At 59.9% G+C, this 15830-nt stretch carries 14 protein-coding genes and 1 pseudogene; 6 read left to right on the top strand and 9 right to left on the bottom strand.

What is annotated here, in order from left to right; translation table 11 throughout:
- The first annotated feature begins 13 nt into the window (after positions 1–13).
- Positions 14–1054, top strand: coding sequence for an NAD-dependent epimerase/dehydratase family protein (locus N8A98_RS00950; protein ID WP_262165761.1), 1041 nt, complete (start codon positions 14–16; stop codon positions 1052–1054).
- A 352-nt stretch (positions 1055–1406) separates the two neighbouring features.
- On the opposite strand, the gene N8A98_RS00955 is transcribed toward N8A98_RS00950, so the two are convergent.
- The 3 genes and pseudogenes from N8A98_RS00955 to N8A98_RS00965 form a co-directional block, all read right to left on the bottom strand.
- Positions 1407–2021: a hypothetical protein gene (locus N8A98_RS00955; protein ID WP_262165763.1), complete on the bottom strand. Its 615-nt coding sequence runs from the start codon at positions 2019–2021 to the stop codon at positions 1407–1409.
- A gap of 366 nt (positions 2022–2387) precedes the next feature.
- Positions 2388–2717, bottom strand: a complete 330-nt coding sequence (locus tag N8A98_RS00960) for a DUF1428 domain-containing protein (RefSeq protein WP_262165909.1) — start codon at positions 2715–2717, stop codon at positions 2388–2390.
- 21 nt (positions 2718–2738) lie between these two features.
- Positions 2739–3097: pseudogene (locus N8A98_RS00965) on the bottom strand (DUF1428 domain-containing protein); the annotation flags it as partial.
- Positions 3098–3336: 239 nt separating this feature from the next.
- On the opposite strand from N8A98_RS00965, the gene N8A98_RS23330 reads away from it, so the two are divergent.
- Positions 3337–3786, top strand: coding sequence for an RES family NAD+ phosphorylase (locus N8A98_RS23330; RefSeq protein ID WP_390888757.1), 450 nt, complete (start codon positions 3337–3339; stop codon positions 3784–3786).
- A gap of 96 nt (positions 3787–3882) precedes the next feature.
- On the opposite strand, the gene N8A98_RS00970 is transcribed toward N8A98_RS23330, so the two are convergent.
- On the bottom strand, positions 3883–4584 hold the full coding sequence (locus N8A98_RS00970; RefSeq protein ID WP_262165765.1) for a glutathione transferase, Atu5508 family: 702 nt from the start codon (positions 4582–4584) through the stop codon (positions 3883–3885).
- Between the two features lie 1987 nt (positions 4585–6571).
- Between N8A98_RS00970 and N8A98_RS00975 the strand changes: the two genes are divergently transcribed.
- On the top strand, positions 6572–6814 hold the full coding sequence (locus N8A98_RS00975) for a hypothetical protein (RefSeq protein ID WP_262165767.1): 243 nt from the start codon (positions 6572–6574) through the stop codon (positions 6812–6814).
- Between the two features lie 434 nt (positions 6815–7248).
- Here N8A98_RS00975 and N8A98_RS00980 read toward each other — a convergent pair whose 3' ends face one another.
- On the bottom strand, positions 7249–7791 hold the full coding sequence (locus N8A98_RS00980) for a cysteine hydrolase family protein (RefSeq protein WP_113121598.1): 543 nt from the start codon (positions 7789–7791) through the stop codon (positions 7249–7251).
- Between the two features lie 88 nt (positions 7792–7879).
- On the opposite strand from N8A98_RS00980, the gene N8A98_RS00985 reads away from it, so the two are divergent.
- The gene (locus N8A98_RS00985) at positions 7880–8803 is read left to right on the top strand and encodes a GlxA family transcriptional regulator (protein ID WP_262165769.1); all 924 of its coding nucleotides are present in this window, start codon (positions 7880–7882) and stop codon (positions 8801–8803) included.
- A gap of 225 nt (positions 8804–9028) precedes the next feature.
- Here N8A98_RS00985 and N8A98_RS00990 read toward each other — a convergent pair whose 3' ends face one another.
- The 4 genes from N8A98_RS00990 to N8A98_RS01005 form a co-directional block, all read right to left on the bottom strand.
- Positions 9029–10258 (bottom strand): type II toxin-antitoxin system HipA family toxin, encoded by a 1230-nt coding sequence (locus tag N8A98_RS00990; RefSeq protein WP_262165771.1) that lies wholly within the window; start codon positions 10256–10258, stop codon positions 9029–9031.
- Positions 10251–10841, bottom strand: coding sequence for a type II toxin-antitoxin system RelB family anti-toxin (locus N8A98_RS00995; RefSeq protein WP_262165774.1), 591 nt, complete (start codon positions 10839–10841; stop codon positions 10251–10253). Before N8A98_RS00995 ends, N8A98_RS00990 begins: the two co-directional genes overlap by 8 nt.
- A gap of 524 nt (positions 10842–11365) precedes the next feature.
- Positions 11366–12484 (bottom strand): epoxide hydrolase family protein, encoded by a 1119-nt coding sequence (locus tag N8A98_RS01000; protein ID WP_262165776.1) that lies wholly within the window; start codon positions 12482–12484, stop codon positions 11366–11368.
- A 209-nt stretch (positions 12485–12693) separates the two neighbouring features.
- Positions 12694–13581: a PhzF family protein gene (locus N8A98_RS01005; protein ID WP_262165778.1), complete on the bottom strand. Its 888-nt coding sequence runs from the start codon at positions 13579–13581 to the stop codon at positions 12694–12696.
- Positions 13582–13678: 97 nt separating this feature from the next.
- Between N8A98_RS01005 and N8A98_RS01010 the strand changes: the two genes are divergently transcribed.
- Complete coding sequence (locus tag N8A98_RS01010) at positions 13679–14542, top strand: LysR family transcriptional regulator (protein ID WP_262165910.1); 864 nt, start codon at positions 13679–13681, stop codon at positions 14540–14542.
- A 60-nt stretch (positions 14543–14602) separates the two neighbouring features.
- Entirely contained in the window at positions 14603–15745 is a 1143-nt protein-coding gene (locus N8A98_RS01015) for an MFS transporter (protein WP_262165780.1), read from the top strand.
- Positions 15746–15830 lie beyond the last annotated feature (85 nt).

A 15830-nucleotide genomic window follows, 5' to 3' on the forward strand; every position in this document is an offset into this window, starting at 1 on the left:
CGGGAAAACGAACATGACTGAACGAGACGACGCGGCCATTGCCGCGGCGACCGCCGTCGGCTGGCCAATCGCTAGGATCTTTATCACTGGTGGCAGTGGCTATGTCGGCCGCAACCTAATCCGTCATTTTGTCGGCAAGGCCATCCCCGTGACCGCACTGGCGCGATCCGCCAAGTCGGAAAGAGTGGTCGCAGAACTCGGCGCGAGGCCCTTTTCAGGTGATCTTATCAGCGCCGATCTGGTGCCTGGCATGGAAGGATGTGACGTACTGATCCACGCGGCCGCCGATACCGATCATGGTCCGGGCACCGAAAGCCAACAGCGCGTCAATGAAGAAGGCACCAAGGCGGTGTTCAAGGCGGCGCGGGCAGGGGGCATCCAGCGGGCGATTTATCTCAGCACGGAATCCGTTCTGGCTGATGGACGCCCCCTCATCAATGTCGATGAACGCCATCCTTTGCCGCGTCGCCCCGCCGGATCGTATTCTCGCAGCAAAGCCGCCGCCGAACGCTACGCCCTGTCCAACAATGGCGGTGGCATGGATGTCATTGTGGTTCGGCCCCGCTTTGTCTGGGGGCGTGATGACACGACTGCCTTACCCCATCTGCTAGGTGCTGTTCAATCGGGGCAGTTCGCCTGGATCAGTGGCGGCGACTATCTGACGACGACCATCCACATCGCCAATCTCTGTCATGGCATTGAACTGGCGATCGCCAGGGGCAAAGGCGGCGAGATCTACTTTCTTGGCGACGAGGGGCCCGTCCGGTTCCGCGATTTTGCAACCGCGCTGATGGCCACGCAAGGCGTCACGGCACCAGAAAAGTCGGTGCCGCGCGCACTGTTACGTTTCATCGCCGGTGTGGGCGATCGGCTGTACGGGCTTTCGGGGGGGAAGATCACCGCTCCGTTGACCTTGCAGTCCTTCGCCACATCGGCCGTTACGATAACGCTCAACATCGGCAAGGCGCGCCGCGAACTCGGCTACGCGCCGATTATGACGCGAGAAGCAGGCCTCGCCGAAATGACCGCCAACCTGCAAAACGCCGCGCAGTGAGGCAATCGAAACGCGCTGGGGCGGATCGCGTCCACCACCCTGGCCTCACGTGCTTCTAACGCCAGTCCGCTTCCGAGGCGAAACAGGCCAGTCCGCACTCGACCCCATTCCAGTCATTGGTCGCGATCACCAGAGCGCCTGAAAGCGGTCATTCGGGCGTGCGCTACCTCAATATGAAAGACTGCGGGTCATAAACGTCGCCTCAAGGCTATCGGCAAACATTGGGGCTATCCACACTGCGCAGTAGCAGCCCTTGAGCTGCTACTGCGCCCAGTCGAATTTCGTGTCCTTGAAGTCGAGCTGGGCATTGCCCGTGCCGAAATGCTGGGATGAAGGTCATGACCGCGGGGAGTCATGCCCGATCTGAAAGGAAGGCCTCGGCGCGCTTCAGCAAGTCCTTGACGGCTTTCTTAGCCGGACGGCGACCCGCGATCTTGCCGGCCAACCTCTGGACGATGGGGCGCTGCCCCATCTCGATGGCAATATCGAGCAGATGTTCCTGATGGGGGTGGATCGTCGTAAAGTCCCGGCCGACCTTCGCCGAGCGCGAAACAGCTTCATCGAACAGGCTTACGAAACGGTCCGCTTCGCCTTTGACATTGAGCAGCAGATGATAGAACGCCCATTCAATCATGTGCTTATCTTGCGGCAGTCCCTGCGCAACCCAATCGAAGGCGATGGCCTGGCGCAGAAGCGGTTCAGCGGTGGCGATCTCTCCCGCACGATTGAACGCGATGCCTGCGCGCACGACGTGGTTCATCGCTTGATTTGGCTTGGATCCGTCTGCGGCATACTCGGCGTCCGCGCGTTCCGCTGCCAGGCAGAACAGCAGCGCGGCCTCATCCTCTCGGTTGAGATCGCTCCTCCGATGCGCACGGGTGGCAGTGTCAAATGCCGAGAACGGCACACCGGGTTTTTCCTTGATGAGCGCTCGCGCGCCGTCTCGGTCGTATGGCGGTAGATTCATCGCTACTTGCTGCCTTGTCGGGAAATTTTAGGAACGACGGTATGCTTATCAAGCAAAGAAACTCTGTGGCGCATTGATGACATCAGGCATGATGGGAAAGGCAGATTTATTCCCTGTTGACGGTGCTCTGAAAGCGCGGACACCGGGGCAAAGCGGGCCGGGATGGCCGCCTCCTTTCGCAAATGATATCCGTGACAGCTGCTCCCGACCCGATTTCCGTCACTTAGGCTTGCAACGCAAAATCCTAAAGATGCCGTCGTTCAATCCATTTTGTCAGGCAAGGATTGGGCCTTGGTGGCGTGGTGCCGTTTCTAGAGCGCCAGCCCGATGCCCGGAATACGGGCGGGAGCTGGCACGGTTTTCCTCCTAGAGGTCGACGACCGGCTCGAAGCCACCCATGATCGAGCGGGAGGCGTCCCAGATTTTTGGATCGGGGGCGATGCGGGGGTCCTTCATCAGAATATTCCAAGCGTCGTCGCGCACCTTCCGCGATGGCCATTCAATGAAGGAAAAGCCGATGGTTTCGTCGGCCTTGGTGGCGACGGCTCGCTGGAAGTCGGTGGTTTCGCCGGGAGGCACGTCATCGCCCCAGGTATCAACGACGCGCAGGGCACCCTGTTCAATAAGCAGTGGTGCCTGTGCCTGGGCGGCGGCGCGATAAGCCTCTTTGTTGGCGACGGGAACCGGGGAAATCATGCCATCGACATAGCCCGGCTTGGCCTTGGTGCCGGTGTCGCTCAGCACTTCGAAGCCACCATAGATCATGCGCGAGGCGTCGAACGGCATTTCGGACATCGCCTGTACGTCGGGATCGTTCATCATGTCCTCACCAGCCTTCTTGCGGGTGGCACGGTCGGGATACTCAACCCAGGAAAAGAGCGGCACTTCGCCCTCTTCCAGTTTGGTGGCGCGATAGAAATCTGTCTGCTTGCCGTGCGGCACATCTTCGGCCCAGGTTTCGACCAGGCGAGTGGCGCCAAGTTTCTTAAACAGATCGGCCCTGTGCTGGCATGCGCAATATATTTGTCTTTGTTGGCGGCCGGAACGGCCAATACGAAGCCATCAATATAGGACATAAAGGGTCTCCTATCGGGTTGCGTCTAGCTCAACGACGAATGGGGAGGCGCAGTTTCGACCGGGGGCGGACGATTTCCCACTCCGGAAGGCATCAGTCAGCAGTCGACCCCATTGCGGACATCTCGACTTCCGACCACCGAGCCTAAAAGCGGTCGTCTCCCCTGGCGGGCTTGCTCAATTGCGCGCTCGCGCCACTATTGGGTAGGTCAAGGACAGCACATTGCTGAGAGGGAATTCAGTGAGTGATCTAATCCGTTTTTCCGGCCCAGTCTGGCGGCTTTTGCCAGCAACTGTCGCTGAAACTCCAGCGGTGCCTGCCTACGCCTCTGAAGGACGATTTCACCATTCAGGACAAGTTGCGGCCTATGCTTCCTTGAGTGCAGAGGGGGCCGCAGTTGCAATTAAGCGATACTTGGCTGACGGGGTGCCACGAGTTCTTGTTCCAATGTGGCTGGACGCCGAACAGGTCGCGGATGAACGAGGAAACCAGGCCGCCTCTGTAATCTGGCAGGACATCCGATCATCCGGCGCGATAGCTCCAACATGGTTAGTATCCGATGAAGCGCGAAAGCGGGGTGCTCTCGCCATGCTATATTCGTCGCGGTCTCAGCCCGACCTTTCACACGTAGTGGTTTTTGACCCAACTCGCCTGACCTACGTGGGCCCGACCTCGGCTTTTGAACCTTAGCACCCGACTTCGGGCGCTATTAGCAGACTGTCCGCTATCCACCCCTTGGAGACCTAACCAGCCACTGTCGGCCCATTCATCTGGCCCATCAGGTGGCTAGTCGTTGAGTATCTTGGCCATGGAGGCACCGATCTGCCCACCGGCATAGGCCCGCCCATAGTTCTGTCGAGCCGTTTCGCCCAGCTTGGCGAGGGGCGGCAGCGCGGAGACGCGCCGGCAGAGCGCGGCGGTCATCGGTGCGGTTTCCTCCAATAGATCGTGGACTTTGCTGAAGCGCTCGGTCATCGTGGTCCAGAGCGTAGCGGTAATCACGTCGGCAATGCCTGGCGCCTGACCGCCAAGGATGTGGCCGGTGCCCTTACCCAGTCCATTTCGCCGGCCAGTATCTTCCCAGATGCTCATCCACTTCGCGAGCCGAGGCACAAACGCCTCCCAGCGCTTTTCGGTCCACATGTGGTCACCGCCATTGAGGGTGACTTCGTCGATGACATCGTTAGCGTCATTGACGATCTTGATCGTCATGGCCCGCAATGCAGGCGTATCCGGCATCAGCTCCAGTGTTTCACCCAGATAGAGGATGATGGCTGGCATTTCGGCCAGGGCCGTGTCGGCCTTGTGGTCGATCAGGACAGGTGGTCCCATGAAGGGCACAGGCATGTCTCCCACCGGGCCCTCCATCAACCGCGAGATCTTGGTGTCACCGCCCTCTGTCCATGTCTTGCCAGCAAAGGCCAGCACAGCGCGCACAAACTGGCCTCGAAAGGGTACTGACCAGTAGAGAAGTTCGTAATCAGCCAAAGTTCATCTCCATCGCTGGTGGAATGAAACGCGCCGAAGCTGGATTGGTCGCGAGGGTGTACCTATCGCAAAAGAACCGGCGAGAAGATGAGGAATGCGGCAACGACCGCGGCGCATGCTTGGTGGCGGGACCTTAAATCCGCCCATGCGAACGGCATATCTGGCGTGTTCGGCAAATAGGCATGAAACAGCCGAAATGGGGCGCAACGCCGACTGAGTTTGCGCTGATTGCCGGCCGGCGGTCACCTGGTTTGGGCAACGCATCGTGATCGTCCGCGTTGGACCCCAGTTTGCCGGCGCGGACTTGAGCCACTCTGACCTAGATGAGAAGCGCGTGCTCGCGGAACAGAACCGCGGCTTGGGGCGACGGCAAATTCGCGCTTCATGGGGGAAGCATCGGTCAATACCAGCCTGCGCCATCTAGGCGATAGCTATGCCATTAAGGACAATGTCGGGCTTGGCGTGGAGTTCTAGCCGCGTGCGTTGGGGAACCAATGCGGGGATAACGAGGTTCAAGACCAGCGCATTGCTTGCGTCGCTCAGGCGGTGCGTGGGCCCTGACCAGAAGGTCGGGGCTTTTTGCCTTAATCCGCCTCAGCCGATGGCGGCGCTGGATCAATCTCGAGCATACCGGCATTGAGTAGTGCGACTATTTCAGCGGCTTCGTTCTCGGCCATGCCATCATAGGGGTGTCCTGCAATCAGAACGACGCAGCCGGTCTTAACCTCACAGACCAGCCAAAGGTCTTCGTCATGGAGCCGCTTTTCGTATCTAGCTGGCATGAACGCCCAATGGCTACCTCGTTTTCGCGACCTAGAGCTTCTTCCACGGAGCGAGATCATGATCAAGGGCAGCGGGATTCTGCCTTGCCGTCCTCTTACCGCTGGGGGGTATTTCGGCCTAAGCCTAACGCGTCGCATGTCTGCTTTCGGTTTAAGCCCATATGCTCGCGCCACGCTCTGAAGTCTTCCTTGGTCATAGGGGCACCCAACGTTCTATCTGGCGCGGTTTCGGCTCGGCGGTTAACCTCGTTAGACGGGCATATGCAACTTATGAAGTGGGCCCAAGGTTTACCCTTCTCACGTCAGGTCGCGTTATCTGGCGAACAAGGAGCGGTGGCATGATGTGTCAATTCCGCTATGTCGAGACCCAGTCGGACATTTCCGTCAATCTTCATCTTTATAGAATGCTGAACGGCCTCCACGCGGAGACGTAAAAGGGCCGGTCAGTCCTCACGTCAGCGGCCGGGGCGATGTCTATCATTTGGATAGCTGCCTGCCAGTGGACGTGGCGTTTGCATCTGCCATCCGGGTCGCAAATACGAACGACACAGAACTCGTGGTTACTGGCGATCGCTCACTGTGGGCGCCCTCTTGGGGCACGCTAACGGCAGATGGAAAAGGCTTTGGCCCAGCGGAAAAATAGCGAAGCCATGAACCTTCATTCCATCATGCATTGAAAATGTTGCCGCGTACTGCTGCTCAAGTTTCCCAGCGATACTGTATTGTTCTTGCATAAGGGCAAGGGCGTTGTCGGCATAACAGTCGCAGAAATCAGGACGAGTGCCGGCACCAATACCAACGATGGCACCAACTTCGTCCGCGTTGCTGGCTCAGCGACGGGAAGCAACGACCCGGCCGGTCAATCCTGATTTCCTCGAAGTCCGCAAGGGTGAGGCCCTTCGCGAATCTGACGCGGGCTACACGCCGTAAAACTCGACCGAAAACTAACCCCGGCCCTAAGGGACGGTAGTGCCGGGGTTAGTTCAGACTGCTGAAGGTGCAGGAAATACCTGCCCGATCATAACGGCCACGCTTCACCGACGTTCCAGTCGCCACGGCCCGTTTTCAAAACGGGAGACCGGGAGAGGGCCGGGAGGCGGCGACGTTCCGGCCTCTCTCCCCAAGAGCTCATCGAGCCCCGCATAACGCTACACCCCCGAGGGATGAAGTCCCGCATCACGAACACATCATCAAAGGAGGCCAACATGGCCAAACCAAACGCGGAATCGACGTTCCGTGCGAAAGCGCCTGGCATCATGCCGCAGTTAATCCCCGATTTCCCCATCACGCCGGACGATGCCGCGGCGATCCTGGGCAATCTCGGCCACGAAAGCGCCGGGCTGACCACACTGCAGGAAATCAAGCCAACAGTGGCAGGTAACAGCCTGGGCACTGATATCCGCGTCATTCGTGAGATTGTGGAGCGCAGCGCCGCGCCGCCAAGGTAGGTGCCAGATGGTGACGATCTGGCAATGCGGAGGGTTGCGCTTTTCGCTCTGAGGCGACCGGCTCAGGGTATGGGTCCAGCACGATCACCACGGCCAGTAGCAACGCATCGTGCAACTTGTTGAATAGACGCATTGGTCTCTCCGGTTCCTGCACCGTAAACGTGGTGCAACGGCCGAAGTTGCTTGTCGCAGCGGCGGAAAACCCTTTTGGCTATCGAGCCTGACAACGTACAAACCTGGCTTGGAAACGCTTTGGGCCACTAATCCGCAACGATTGTCTCACCCTTTCTGCGGGAGCGCCTATCTGTAGATTTGGGCCCTTCGGTAACGGCGGCTAATGCCGCTGGACCGGAGGGCTTGGAGTACATTAAGGGTTAGTTTGCCGCTCTGCAGGTAAGCATCCTGCACACGCACATGGGCGCGGGAGATTCGACCTACTTCAGATATTCATCGGCCTTCACGACCTTGCCGTAAGCAAAGCCGAGGGCCGACATGAAAGCGGCGTGGACCTGATCTGCCGGAACCGTCATGCCGTCGAACTGCGCGTCACGGGTTGCCGCAGCATCCGCGACGACAGTCACGTTGAACCCGTAGTCGGCGGCGGCCCTGGCGGTGGCGTCGATGCACATGTGGCTCATGGCCCCGATGATGACGACATCCTTTGTGCCCGCGGCGTCCAGATTTGCCTTCAGGTCCGTGCCGCGGAACGCGTTCGGGAAGTTCTTCACCACGACCTGCTCGCCTTCTTTGGGCGCCACTGTTGGAATGATCTCGGCTCCGCGTGTCCCGATGACAAAGAACGGCGAGCCCTCGGGGCTCTCGTGCCGGACATGGATGACGGGAATGCCCTTGGCGCGAGCGTCGTCAATTACCCTAACGGCATTCTTCACGGCGGCATCGACACCGACCAGGGGCCAGGAGCCGGACGCGAGGTAATCGTTCTGGAAATCGACGACGATGATAGCTTGCTTACTCATAAGTGGGTCCTTTCGATGCGTATTTATGGACGCTGGCTGAAGACTTCGCTATTGGCGGTACCGACAATTTGCGGGTTGAAAACGACAAATGAGCAACAACATCGAAATTGCGCTTCTCGAGTATTACGGTGCTCAGGAAGCTGCATTGCTAGGGCTGGCAGACTTGTTCGAAATTGCAAATCAGCCTGATCGACCTCAGATCAGGGTAACAAGATGGCGGGCTATCGGCGATGAGCTAGTACCCGGCAGGAATACCGGGGCACCGCTCGTCATGGTCATACCTCCCGGCAAGCAGGGGCCGGTTACTGCCGAGGTGGCTCGACCTATCGCCTCGGCGCTGCGGCAGCTGCATGATAGCGGCACCACCTTGGCGTCCGTATGTGTTGGTGCCTTCATCTTGGGTGAAACAGGGTTGCTGGATGGGCGATCTGCGACGACGCATTGGGGAACAGCCGAGGTTTTTCGATCCCGCTTTCCGAAGGTTGACCTCGACGTCGATCGACTGGTGATCGATGACGGGGACATCATGACTGCTGGAGGCATGATGGCGTGGACGGACCTAGGCTTGAAGCTGGTTGACCGATATCTGGGCACCACGGCCATGATGAATACCGCAGGAACTCTGCTGATCGATCCTCCTGGTCGTGAACAGCGCTACTACAGCTCCTTCGTCCCAACGCTGACCCACGGCGACGCTGCTATCTTGGTGGCGCAGCATTGGCTTCATGCAGAATTTGCAGACAGCATCAGTCTCTCAGATATGGCCAGCAAGTCAGGCTTGGAGGAGAGAACCTTCCTGCGGCGGTTTCGGAAGGCGACGCACATGACTGCAACCGAGTACCTCCAACGATTTCGCGTCAACAAGGCCCGCGAGATGCTTCAGTTCGGAGCTGATGCCGTCGAACCGATTGCGTGGGCGGTTGGCTACAGTGATGCCAGCGCCTTCCGGAAGGTCTTCCTCCAAACCGTAGGCTTGTCGCCGTCGGAGTATCGGAGACGATTTCGCGCCTAACTTATTTTGAGCTCGCGCTTTTGCTGACCGAAACTATCTTAAATCACCAATGGCTAAGGTCTGCTTTGTTTGATCTTTACCCAAAACCGGACGGACCGCATCCCACCCCGTTGCTGCCCTTCGGAGTCGGATTGCAAAACCCAAGAGATGCGCACCACCAGCGCACAATATCTGATCTGGAAAGGGCGCCAGTGTTGCCCCGGGCACGTCCTGGCGCAATGGAAGCTATGACAATTCGTGATATAGCGGCACCATCGGCGCGTGCGCGTCGATCATTGTCGAGACCTTCTCTGCCAGAGGCAGGTTTTTCTTCTCGACCTCCCACGCCTCACGGAATCGTTGCACTGTCTCGGTCGCAGTGTCGATGACGAGCTTCTCCGGCAGGAGCGCTTTGGCCGCCATGTAGCGGAGTTCGTCGGCAGTGAGCTCGGTCATCTTCTTGGTGCGCGAATAGTTGAGGGCAGAGGTGTCCTCGCCTGCGATGTAGGGAATAGTGGAGACGAGGTCATAGGCCGGCGACAAAGCCGCGGTGCGTCCGTCGGGATAGATGAGCGACCAGTTCTTGAGGTGCATGTCGCCGTTGCCGATCAGTGCACTGAAAATCAATCTGCGAATGTACTCGGCGGTGCCGGCGTCGCCGGTTTCCATACCGATAACGCGGCCGATATTCGCGTAGCTCGCCCGCTTGTATTTGTCTTCAGGGAAGACACCGAACACCTGGGCAAAGTCCTCCATGTGCACCGGGCCATCCGCCGTGCGGTCGAAGCGACTGACGGCGAACGCCTGGCCTTTCAGCTCTCCAATGCCTTCCGGCATCCCGGAGATAGCATCTATGTCGATGAGTTCGATGGCAGGCACGTCCATGCCAATCATGGAGGCCAGCCGCATCATCGAGAATTCATTCTCGGGTACGCCCGCGAATTGTTGTGAAGGCAATTTCACAATCCAGGAGCCACCGACGCCCTCGGCCGGGATGGTAAGGCCCCCGCCCTTGTGGTCATTTTCCAGCGCCGAGAATTTGAGCTGAACACCTGCCAGAGAGAAGCGATAGGCGCTGGGCCGCGCGTCGGCGGGCAGTTCCTCGGTGACGCCCGGTGGCAATGGGTGGCCCTCGACCGGGTGGATAGACAAAGCGCCGGGCAGGTCCTGGCCCAGCATCCAGAGCAGGAAAAACTCGCGCTGTGGATTCACTCCGGCGCGCTCGGCTAGATAGCGGCGCAAATGGCCTTCGGGCAGCAGGTTGGAAAAGAACGGAGGCACCACGCGTTGCGTAGGCCGTGAGTTAGTGATCAGGCCGCCAAGATTGTCCTTGTACGACAGGCTCAAAGTCGGGCGATTGGCGTCCTCAACATAGTCCTCGTTGAACGCGAAGATGGTGCGGTCGCCCTGCAGGTGGGTGAGGGTGGCAATGGCCCGCCCGTTCAGCCGGACATTGAGAACCGAGACGTCAGGCATTTTCGTTACCGTCATCAAGCGCATAGGCAGGGCGCGGCTCGCTGGGTACGCCATGGGCGACAGAGTTGCGTAGCCGTTGCAGGGTCTGCGCGATATCATGAACGACCGGATCAGCCTGCGGGCTCGCCTGGTAGCGTTCGAGGCGATCCATCTCGCCGCGCACCAGTTGCATCTCCTGATCGCTTAGGTTCACGCGGCGGAGGAAACGCAGGTACTCCTCGATGCGGTCGAGGTCGGCTGAGCTGCCATAGACTTGCTTGAGCTTCTTCACGAGACGCTCGGCGCGCGCGAAGCGCTTGTCGTTAGGCTGACCAGCATGAACATGCATGTCGGGTGTAGCCTGCGACCGCATAAGGGCTGCCACGCCTGGCACCAGCTTCTTCGGCACGAGAACAAGTTCGAGGTCGAGCGCGCGGGCCATATCGATGAAGCTCGACAGCCCCGGCTCCATCTTACCGCTTTCGATCTGAGAAATGTGGCTCTGTGTCTGGCCGGTCCGCTCGCTGAGCGCGCGCTGGCTTAGTCCGGATGCTTCCCGCACTTCCCGGACTTGGCTCACTAGATGCTCACTCTTGTACCCCATGATGCATTATCCTGTATCTGCGCAGATGTTTGATACAGGAAGCGATATCAAAAGTCACCTCTGATTTTAAAAACTGATATCGGATAGTGATCTAAATGGTTGGTTGATGTGCTATCATATATCGCAGAGCCGGCCAACGGGCGAGATCAGCTACTTCGATGGCCGATGGCTATTGCGGCCGTTCTACCTCCCCTAAAGTGCCGGAAGTTTGTCGCTTGACTGCTGTCGCTGCTAAACGCGCTCTTCCTATCGGGCGTCTTTGGGAGGGCCGTGCGGAAAGCAGCCGTTCCGCTTTCGACCTCGTTTCGGTCATTCGCGATCAACTAGTAGATTCCCCATAGCTGCCGTTCATGGGGGCTCTCGGTCCGGCGGAAAGTTATTCAACGCTGCGAACTGACCGGAGTTCATCGGCACACCGGTCGGCGGCAAATTGGTATTCTCGGTTGCCGGTCCCCTGGATGCAGCATGAGCGCCTGGCAGGAAGTCCCACCCCGGCGCCCCGTGGCGCAGGCCTGCAACTGCGATCAGCCCTTAAGCAGCGCCGCGAACTCGACAAGGTCGCCGACGAAGAATGACGGGTCCTCCCAGGCCGCGAAGTGCCCGGCGTTCTGCATATCGTGGAACTGGACGACGTTCCCCGAGGTCTGGCGATCCGCCCATTCGCGCGGCAGGCGCACGCCACCGGGAATGGGCAGTTCGGTGGCCACCGCAACTGGAATGCCGGTATTCGTGCCCATGATGGTCGGCGGGTGCACCATGTTCTGGTTATAAATCCGGAAGGACGAGGCAGCCGTCTGGGTCAGCCAGTAGATCATAACGTTGGTGAGAAGCGCATCACGGCCGAAGCGCGCATCGGCTTTGTCTCCATGACCCATTCCGGCCATGAAGCTCATGATCCAGGCTGCGAGCCCGACCGGAGAGTCATTCATGGCGAAGGCGATGCTTTGCGGCTTGGTGGCATGCACCAGGTTGAAGGCGCCGTGGGCGAAGAACCATTGCTGGATGGCGCCAGCATAGGCCTGTTCCGGCTGGGTCAGGACGGTGAAATCCGTGGTATGGTCGGGATAGCCTACGTCGGTCACGTGATAGCCGAGCAGCACGTTGGGATGGCGCTGAGCCAGCGACATCGAGATGATGGAGCCGCCATCGCCACCCGCGGCGATGAACTTTCTATACCCGAGCCTCTCGGTCATCAGGCGGGTGAAGAGATCGGCAACCTCGTCCATTGGCAGGGCGGTCTTGCTGGAAAAGCCTGTGCCGGGGATCGACGGGACGACGACATGGAAGGTCTCGGACAACTGTTCGATTACGCGGTGGTAGCGATAGAACGAGTCCGGCCAGCCATGCAGCAGCAGGAGCGGAACCGCATCGGGGTTCTTGGAGGGCTGATGGATGAAATGCAGATCGACCGTGTCGATGTGGACCTTGAAGTTGGCAAAGGCGTTCAAGCTCGCCTCCGCCTGGCGCCAATCATAGTCGTTGAGCCAATAGTCGGTCAGCCGCTTCATGTAGTCGAGATTGGTGCCCATGGACCAACCTGCATCGGCCGGCTCGTCGGGCCAGCGGGTATGGTGGAGGCGGTATTTCAGGTCGGTGAGCTGGGCCTCGGGGATGGCGATTTCGAACGGTGTTGGCGCGGTCATGGCAGCGGTCTCCTGTGCGAAAGGCGTTTTTGTGAAGCCGCTGAGCAAAGCTGAGGCGGCGAGAGCTTTGTTGAATTGACGGCGGGTCAGGGTCATGTCGTTCCTTTCACTTGGCGATGCGCGTGCATGCGGTGCGAGGGCGCGCGGTCTGGCGTTGACGCACAACCACTGTCGCGACGCCTGGTCGATTGGTCAGCTGGTTGATTGGCTCAGATGGATAGCCTGCCGCGCATCACGATGATGCCGGCACCCGAAACTTCAGGCTCGGAAGCAAGGCTGACGCGCAGAATGCTCCGCCGTCCCATCTTAGTGCCCTGCTCGATCTCGATCGCGCCCGAGATCATGCTCTCACTTGCCAGATAGGCAGCAAGCGGCCCGGCGGCAGTGCCGGTGGCGGCGTCTTCCCACAAGCCCACCGAGGGGTTGAAGAATCTTGCATAGGCGCGGCTCGGTGCGGCGCCATCGAGGGCGTAGACATAGCAACCCTCCGCCGAGGCGGCGGCGAGTACCTTCAGCAATCCCCTGGCGGATGGTTCCGCCCGATCGACGGCTGATATGTCGGCAAGGCGGACCAGCAGATGCGCCACGCCGGTATCGGCGACGCGCGCAGCAGGCTCGGATAGCACATCCTCGCAGGACAGGCCCAGGGCCGCAGTAAGCGGTGCCAGGTCGGTCAGCGCCGGTCCCAGCTTCAATGTGGACTGCTTCATGCGCCCAACAATCCGCCCGTCTACCCGGCGAAGCTCGATGGGCAGCACTTCGCCGCCAATCTCCTGCTGGAAGGTTCGCGGGGCCTCGATCGGCCCCAGCTTGCCGTCCTCAGCCAACCACAGCCACGCACCGAGCGCGTTGTGACCGGCCCCGCCCACTTCGACCCCGGCGGCCGTGAAGGAGCGGAGCTTGAGGTCGCCCCGATCGCTCTGCATGACGAAGGTGGTTTCGGCCTGATTGAACTCACCGGCGATCCGGCGCATCTGCGCGTCGGACAGGTTATCGGCACCTTCCACGACGGCCAGAGGATTGCCGCTTAATGCGGTGTCGGCGAACACGTCAATGAGGCCGGCGACCAAGGCTGCACTGCTCGATTGCGGGGACACGGCTTAACTCCTATCCTGCTGATGAGGACGAGTGTGCACCAGAGCGCTTTCGTCACAAAACGCGCATTCCTTGCCCATATGACAAGGGAATCTAATCATTCGGCCTTCAGTTGAATCGCTTCGGATTTTCGAGATGTGCGTCCGCGTCGGCAGCTTTGCCGCCGCAGCGGACCGTTTGGCGCTGACGCCCGCCGCTGTCAGCCTGCGCATTCGCACGCTTGAAGCAGAACTTGGCCAAGACTTGTTCACGCGGGTCAGCCGGCGGGTCGTGCCCACGCCAGCCGCCATGACTCTGGCAAGCCAGGTTCGGCGTGCACTGGATGGCGTCAACGATGCTCTGAACGAATTTCACGCTGCGGTTGCCCCCTTGCGTGTAACGGTGCCAGCGACATTTGCATCCCGTTGGCTGGCGCCTCGATTATCGGGCTATCGCGCGCCCGGGGGTGCTGCCATCGAACTCGACATTTCGTCAGACCTGCGTGATCCCAATGCCTTCGATGTTGCCATCCGGACGGGACGGGGAGGATGGGACCAACTTGACGAATATCCCCTCATGCCGCTCGACGTCACACCAATGGTCGCACCCAGGCTGCTTGTCTCACAGACACTGGCGGCGCCGGAGGACCTCACGAAATTTGACCTCTTGCCCCACCCCGATTGGGGCAAGTGGTTCGCAAGAACCGAGCGGCCCATGCCCAGCGGCCTGCGCTTCGCCGCCGTGGACTACTCGCTCTTTGAGCTCATCGCCAATGCCGCGGTGGCCGGCGAGGGCGTAGGATTGCTGTCGCCGACGCTCTTCCGGCCGCTACTGGACGATGGACTGCTCGTTGCGCCCTTGCCCACAGTACTGAAAGGGCCTGACTGGTATTTTGCCCTGATCCAGGAAGGTGACCAGCGCCCGGCACCTCGCGACTTCTGTGGCTGGCTCCTCGAACAGATGCGGCAGACGCCTGTTCCATGACCGGCCGATCCGAGGGCTTGACGACGGGAACCCTCCTGCTGCCTCTGCAGTTGAAGGGCCATGATTTTCGCTTCCCCCGCCGCCCGCTTATATACGGTGTTCTTCGCTGCCAGCCTAACTCTGGGCAACTGGTATCCCCGCATCGCAGACGTACAGGAACGGCTGGCTCTCGACAGTGTGTCACTAGGCCAGAGTCTTGCCGGTCTGCCATTCGGCATTATGCTCGGCTTCTCGCTCCTTGCCAGAGCGGTGCACCGTTTCGGTTTCCGTCGCACCTTTGCCATCGGTGCGCCGGTGATGGCATTTTCGCTGGTCACGGCCGCACTGGCTCCGTCCGCCCCTGTTCTGTTCTTTTCGCTCATGGCTGCAGGGGCCGCACAAGGCGCTCTCGGCATACCTGGCAATGTCGAAGCCAACCGGATGGAGGCGGCTCTGGGTCGACCGATACTAGTGCGCGGACACGGGTTCTGGAGCCTTGCCACACTTGTTGGCGGCGCCATGGCCGCGGCATTTCGAGGGTGGGGTGTCGAACCGGTCCTGCACTTTGTGGTCGTACTGCCAGTTTCGCTCCTCCTCCTCTGGTTGGGACTAAAGGAGTTTTCGGCATCGCCGGAGCGCGACGACGAGGAAACCGCGTCGGCACCGATCTTAGTCCTGCCAACGCGCGCGATCTTTGGCCTGTTCCTGGCTGGCGGGGTGGTGCTTTATCTTGACAGCGCGGCTTCGGATTGGTCCGGCATTTTGATGCGAGATGCTTTGGGTGCTGGCGCCATTCTCTCTGGCCTTGCGCTTGCGGCGTGGGCGCTGGGACAAACCAGCGGGCGGTTAATTCATCCAACTCTCGCCGCTCGGGTTGCCCAGACTCCTATGGCACTGGCTTTTCTTGGCACAGCAGCGATTGGCGTCGGCGTGATTGCAGTTTCCGCAAGTGTGCCGATTACTATTCTCGGCTTCGTTCTATTGGGTTTCGGCACCAGTTCGATGCTGCCTTTGGCACTCTCTGCCGCTGCACGGCTGGCAGAGCGTGCGCCCGCCGCCAGTGTCGCATCGCTATCGCAACTGGCATTCCTCGTTTCGGTGCTGTCGCCGCCCGTCATCGGTTGGGTGGTTGGAGCCACCGACATACGGATAGCGTTCCTGCTTGGTCTGGCGCTGCTTGCGGTTAGCGCCGCAATTGTGATCACACGCCGGCCATTTGCGTGAGCTCGGTGTCCATAGCGATGCCCCTAACACAGGTCATCTTGGCAGAACTGCATAGGCCGGCAGCAACCAAGCGGCCGCCGTTACG

It is taken from the genome of Devosia neptuniae, from assembly GCF_025452235.1.
In the GTDB taxonomy this organism is placed as follows: Bacteria; Pseudomonadota; Alphaproteobacteria; order Rhizobiales; family Devosiaceae; genus Devosia.

Coding starts and splice junctions, on each gene's coding strand:
- N8A98_RS01015 (WP_262165780.1), top strand. CDS start 14,603: ATGATTTTCGCTTCCCCCGCCGCCCGCTTATATACGGTGTTCTTCGCT.
- N8A98_RS00980 (WP_113121598.1), bottom strand. CDS start 7,791: ATGAGTAAGCAAGCTATCATCGTCGTCGATTTCCAGAACGATTACCTC.
- N8A98_RS00955 (WP_262165763.1), bottom strand. CDS start 2,021: ATGAATCTACCGCCATACGACCGAGACGGCGCGCGAGCGCTCATCAAG.
- N8A98_RS01000 (WP_262165776.1), bottom strand. CDS start 12,484: ATGACCGCGCCAACACCGTTCGAAATCGCCATCCCCGAGGCCCAGCTC.
- N8A98_RS00960 (WP_262165909.1), bottom strand. CDS start 2,717: ATGATTTCCCCGGTTCCCGTCGCCAACAAAGAGGCTTATCGCGCCGCC.
- N8A98_RS00985 (WP_262165769.1), top strand. CDS start 7,880: ATGAGCAACAACATCGAAATTGCGCTTCTCGAGTATTACGGTGCTCAG.
- N8A98_RS00990 (WP_262165771.1), bottom strand. CDS start 10,258: ATGCCTGACGTCTCGGTTCTCAATGTCCGGCTGAACGGGCGGGCCATT.
- N8A98_RS00995 (WP_262165774.1), bottom strand. CDS start 10,841: ATGGGGTACAAGAGTGAGCATCTAGTGAGCCAAGTCCGGGAAGTGCGG.
- N8A98_RS00975 (WP_262165767.1), top strand. CDS start 6,572: ATGGCCAAACCAAACGCGGAATCGACGTTCCGTGCGAAAGCGCCTGGC.
- N8A98_RS00950 (WP_262165761.1), top strand. CDS start 14: ATGACTGAACGAGACGACGCGGCCATTGCCGCGGCGACCGCCGTCGGC.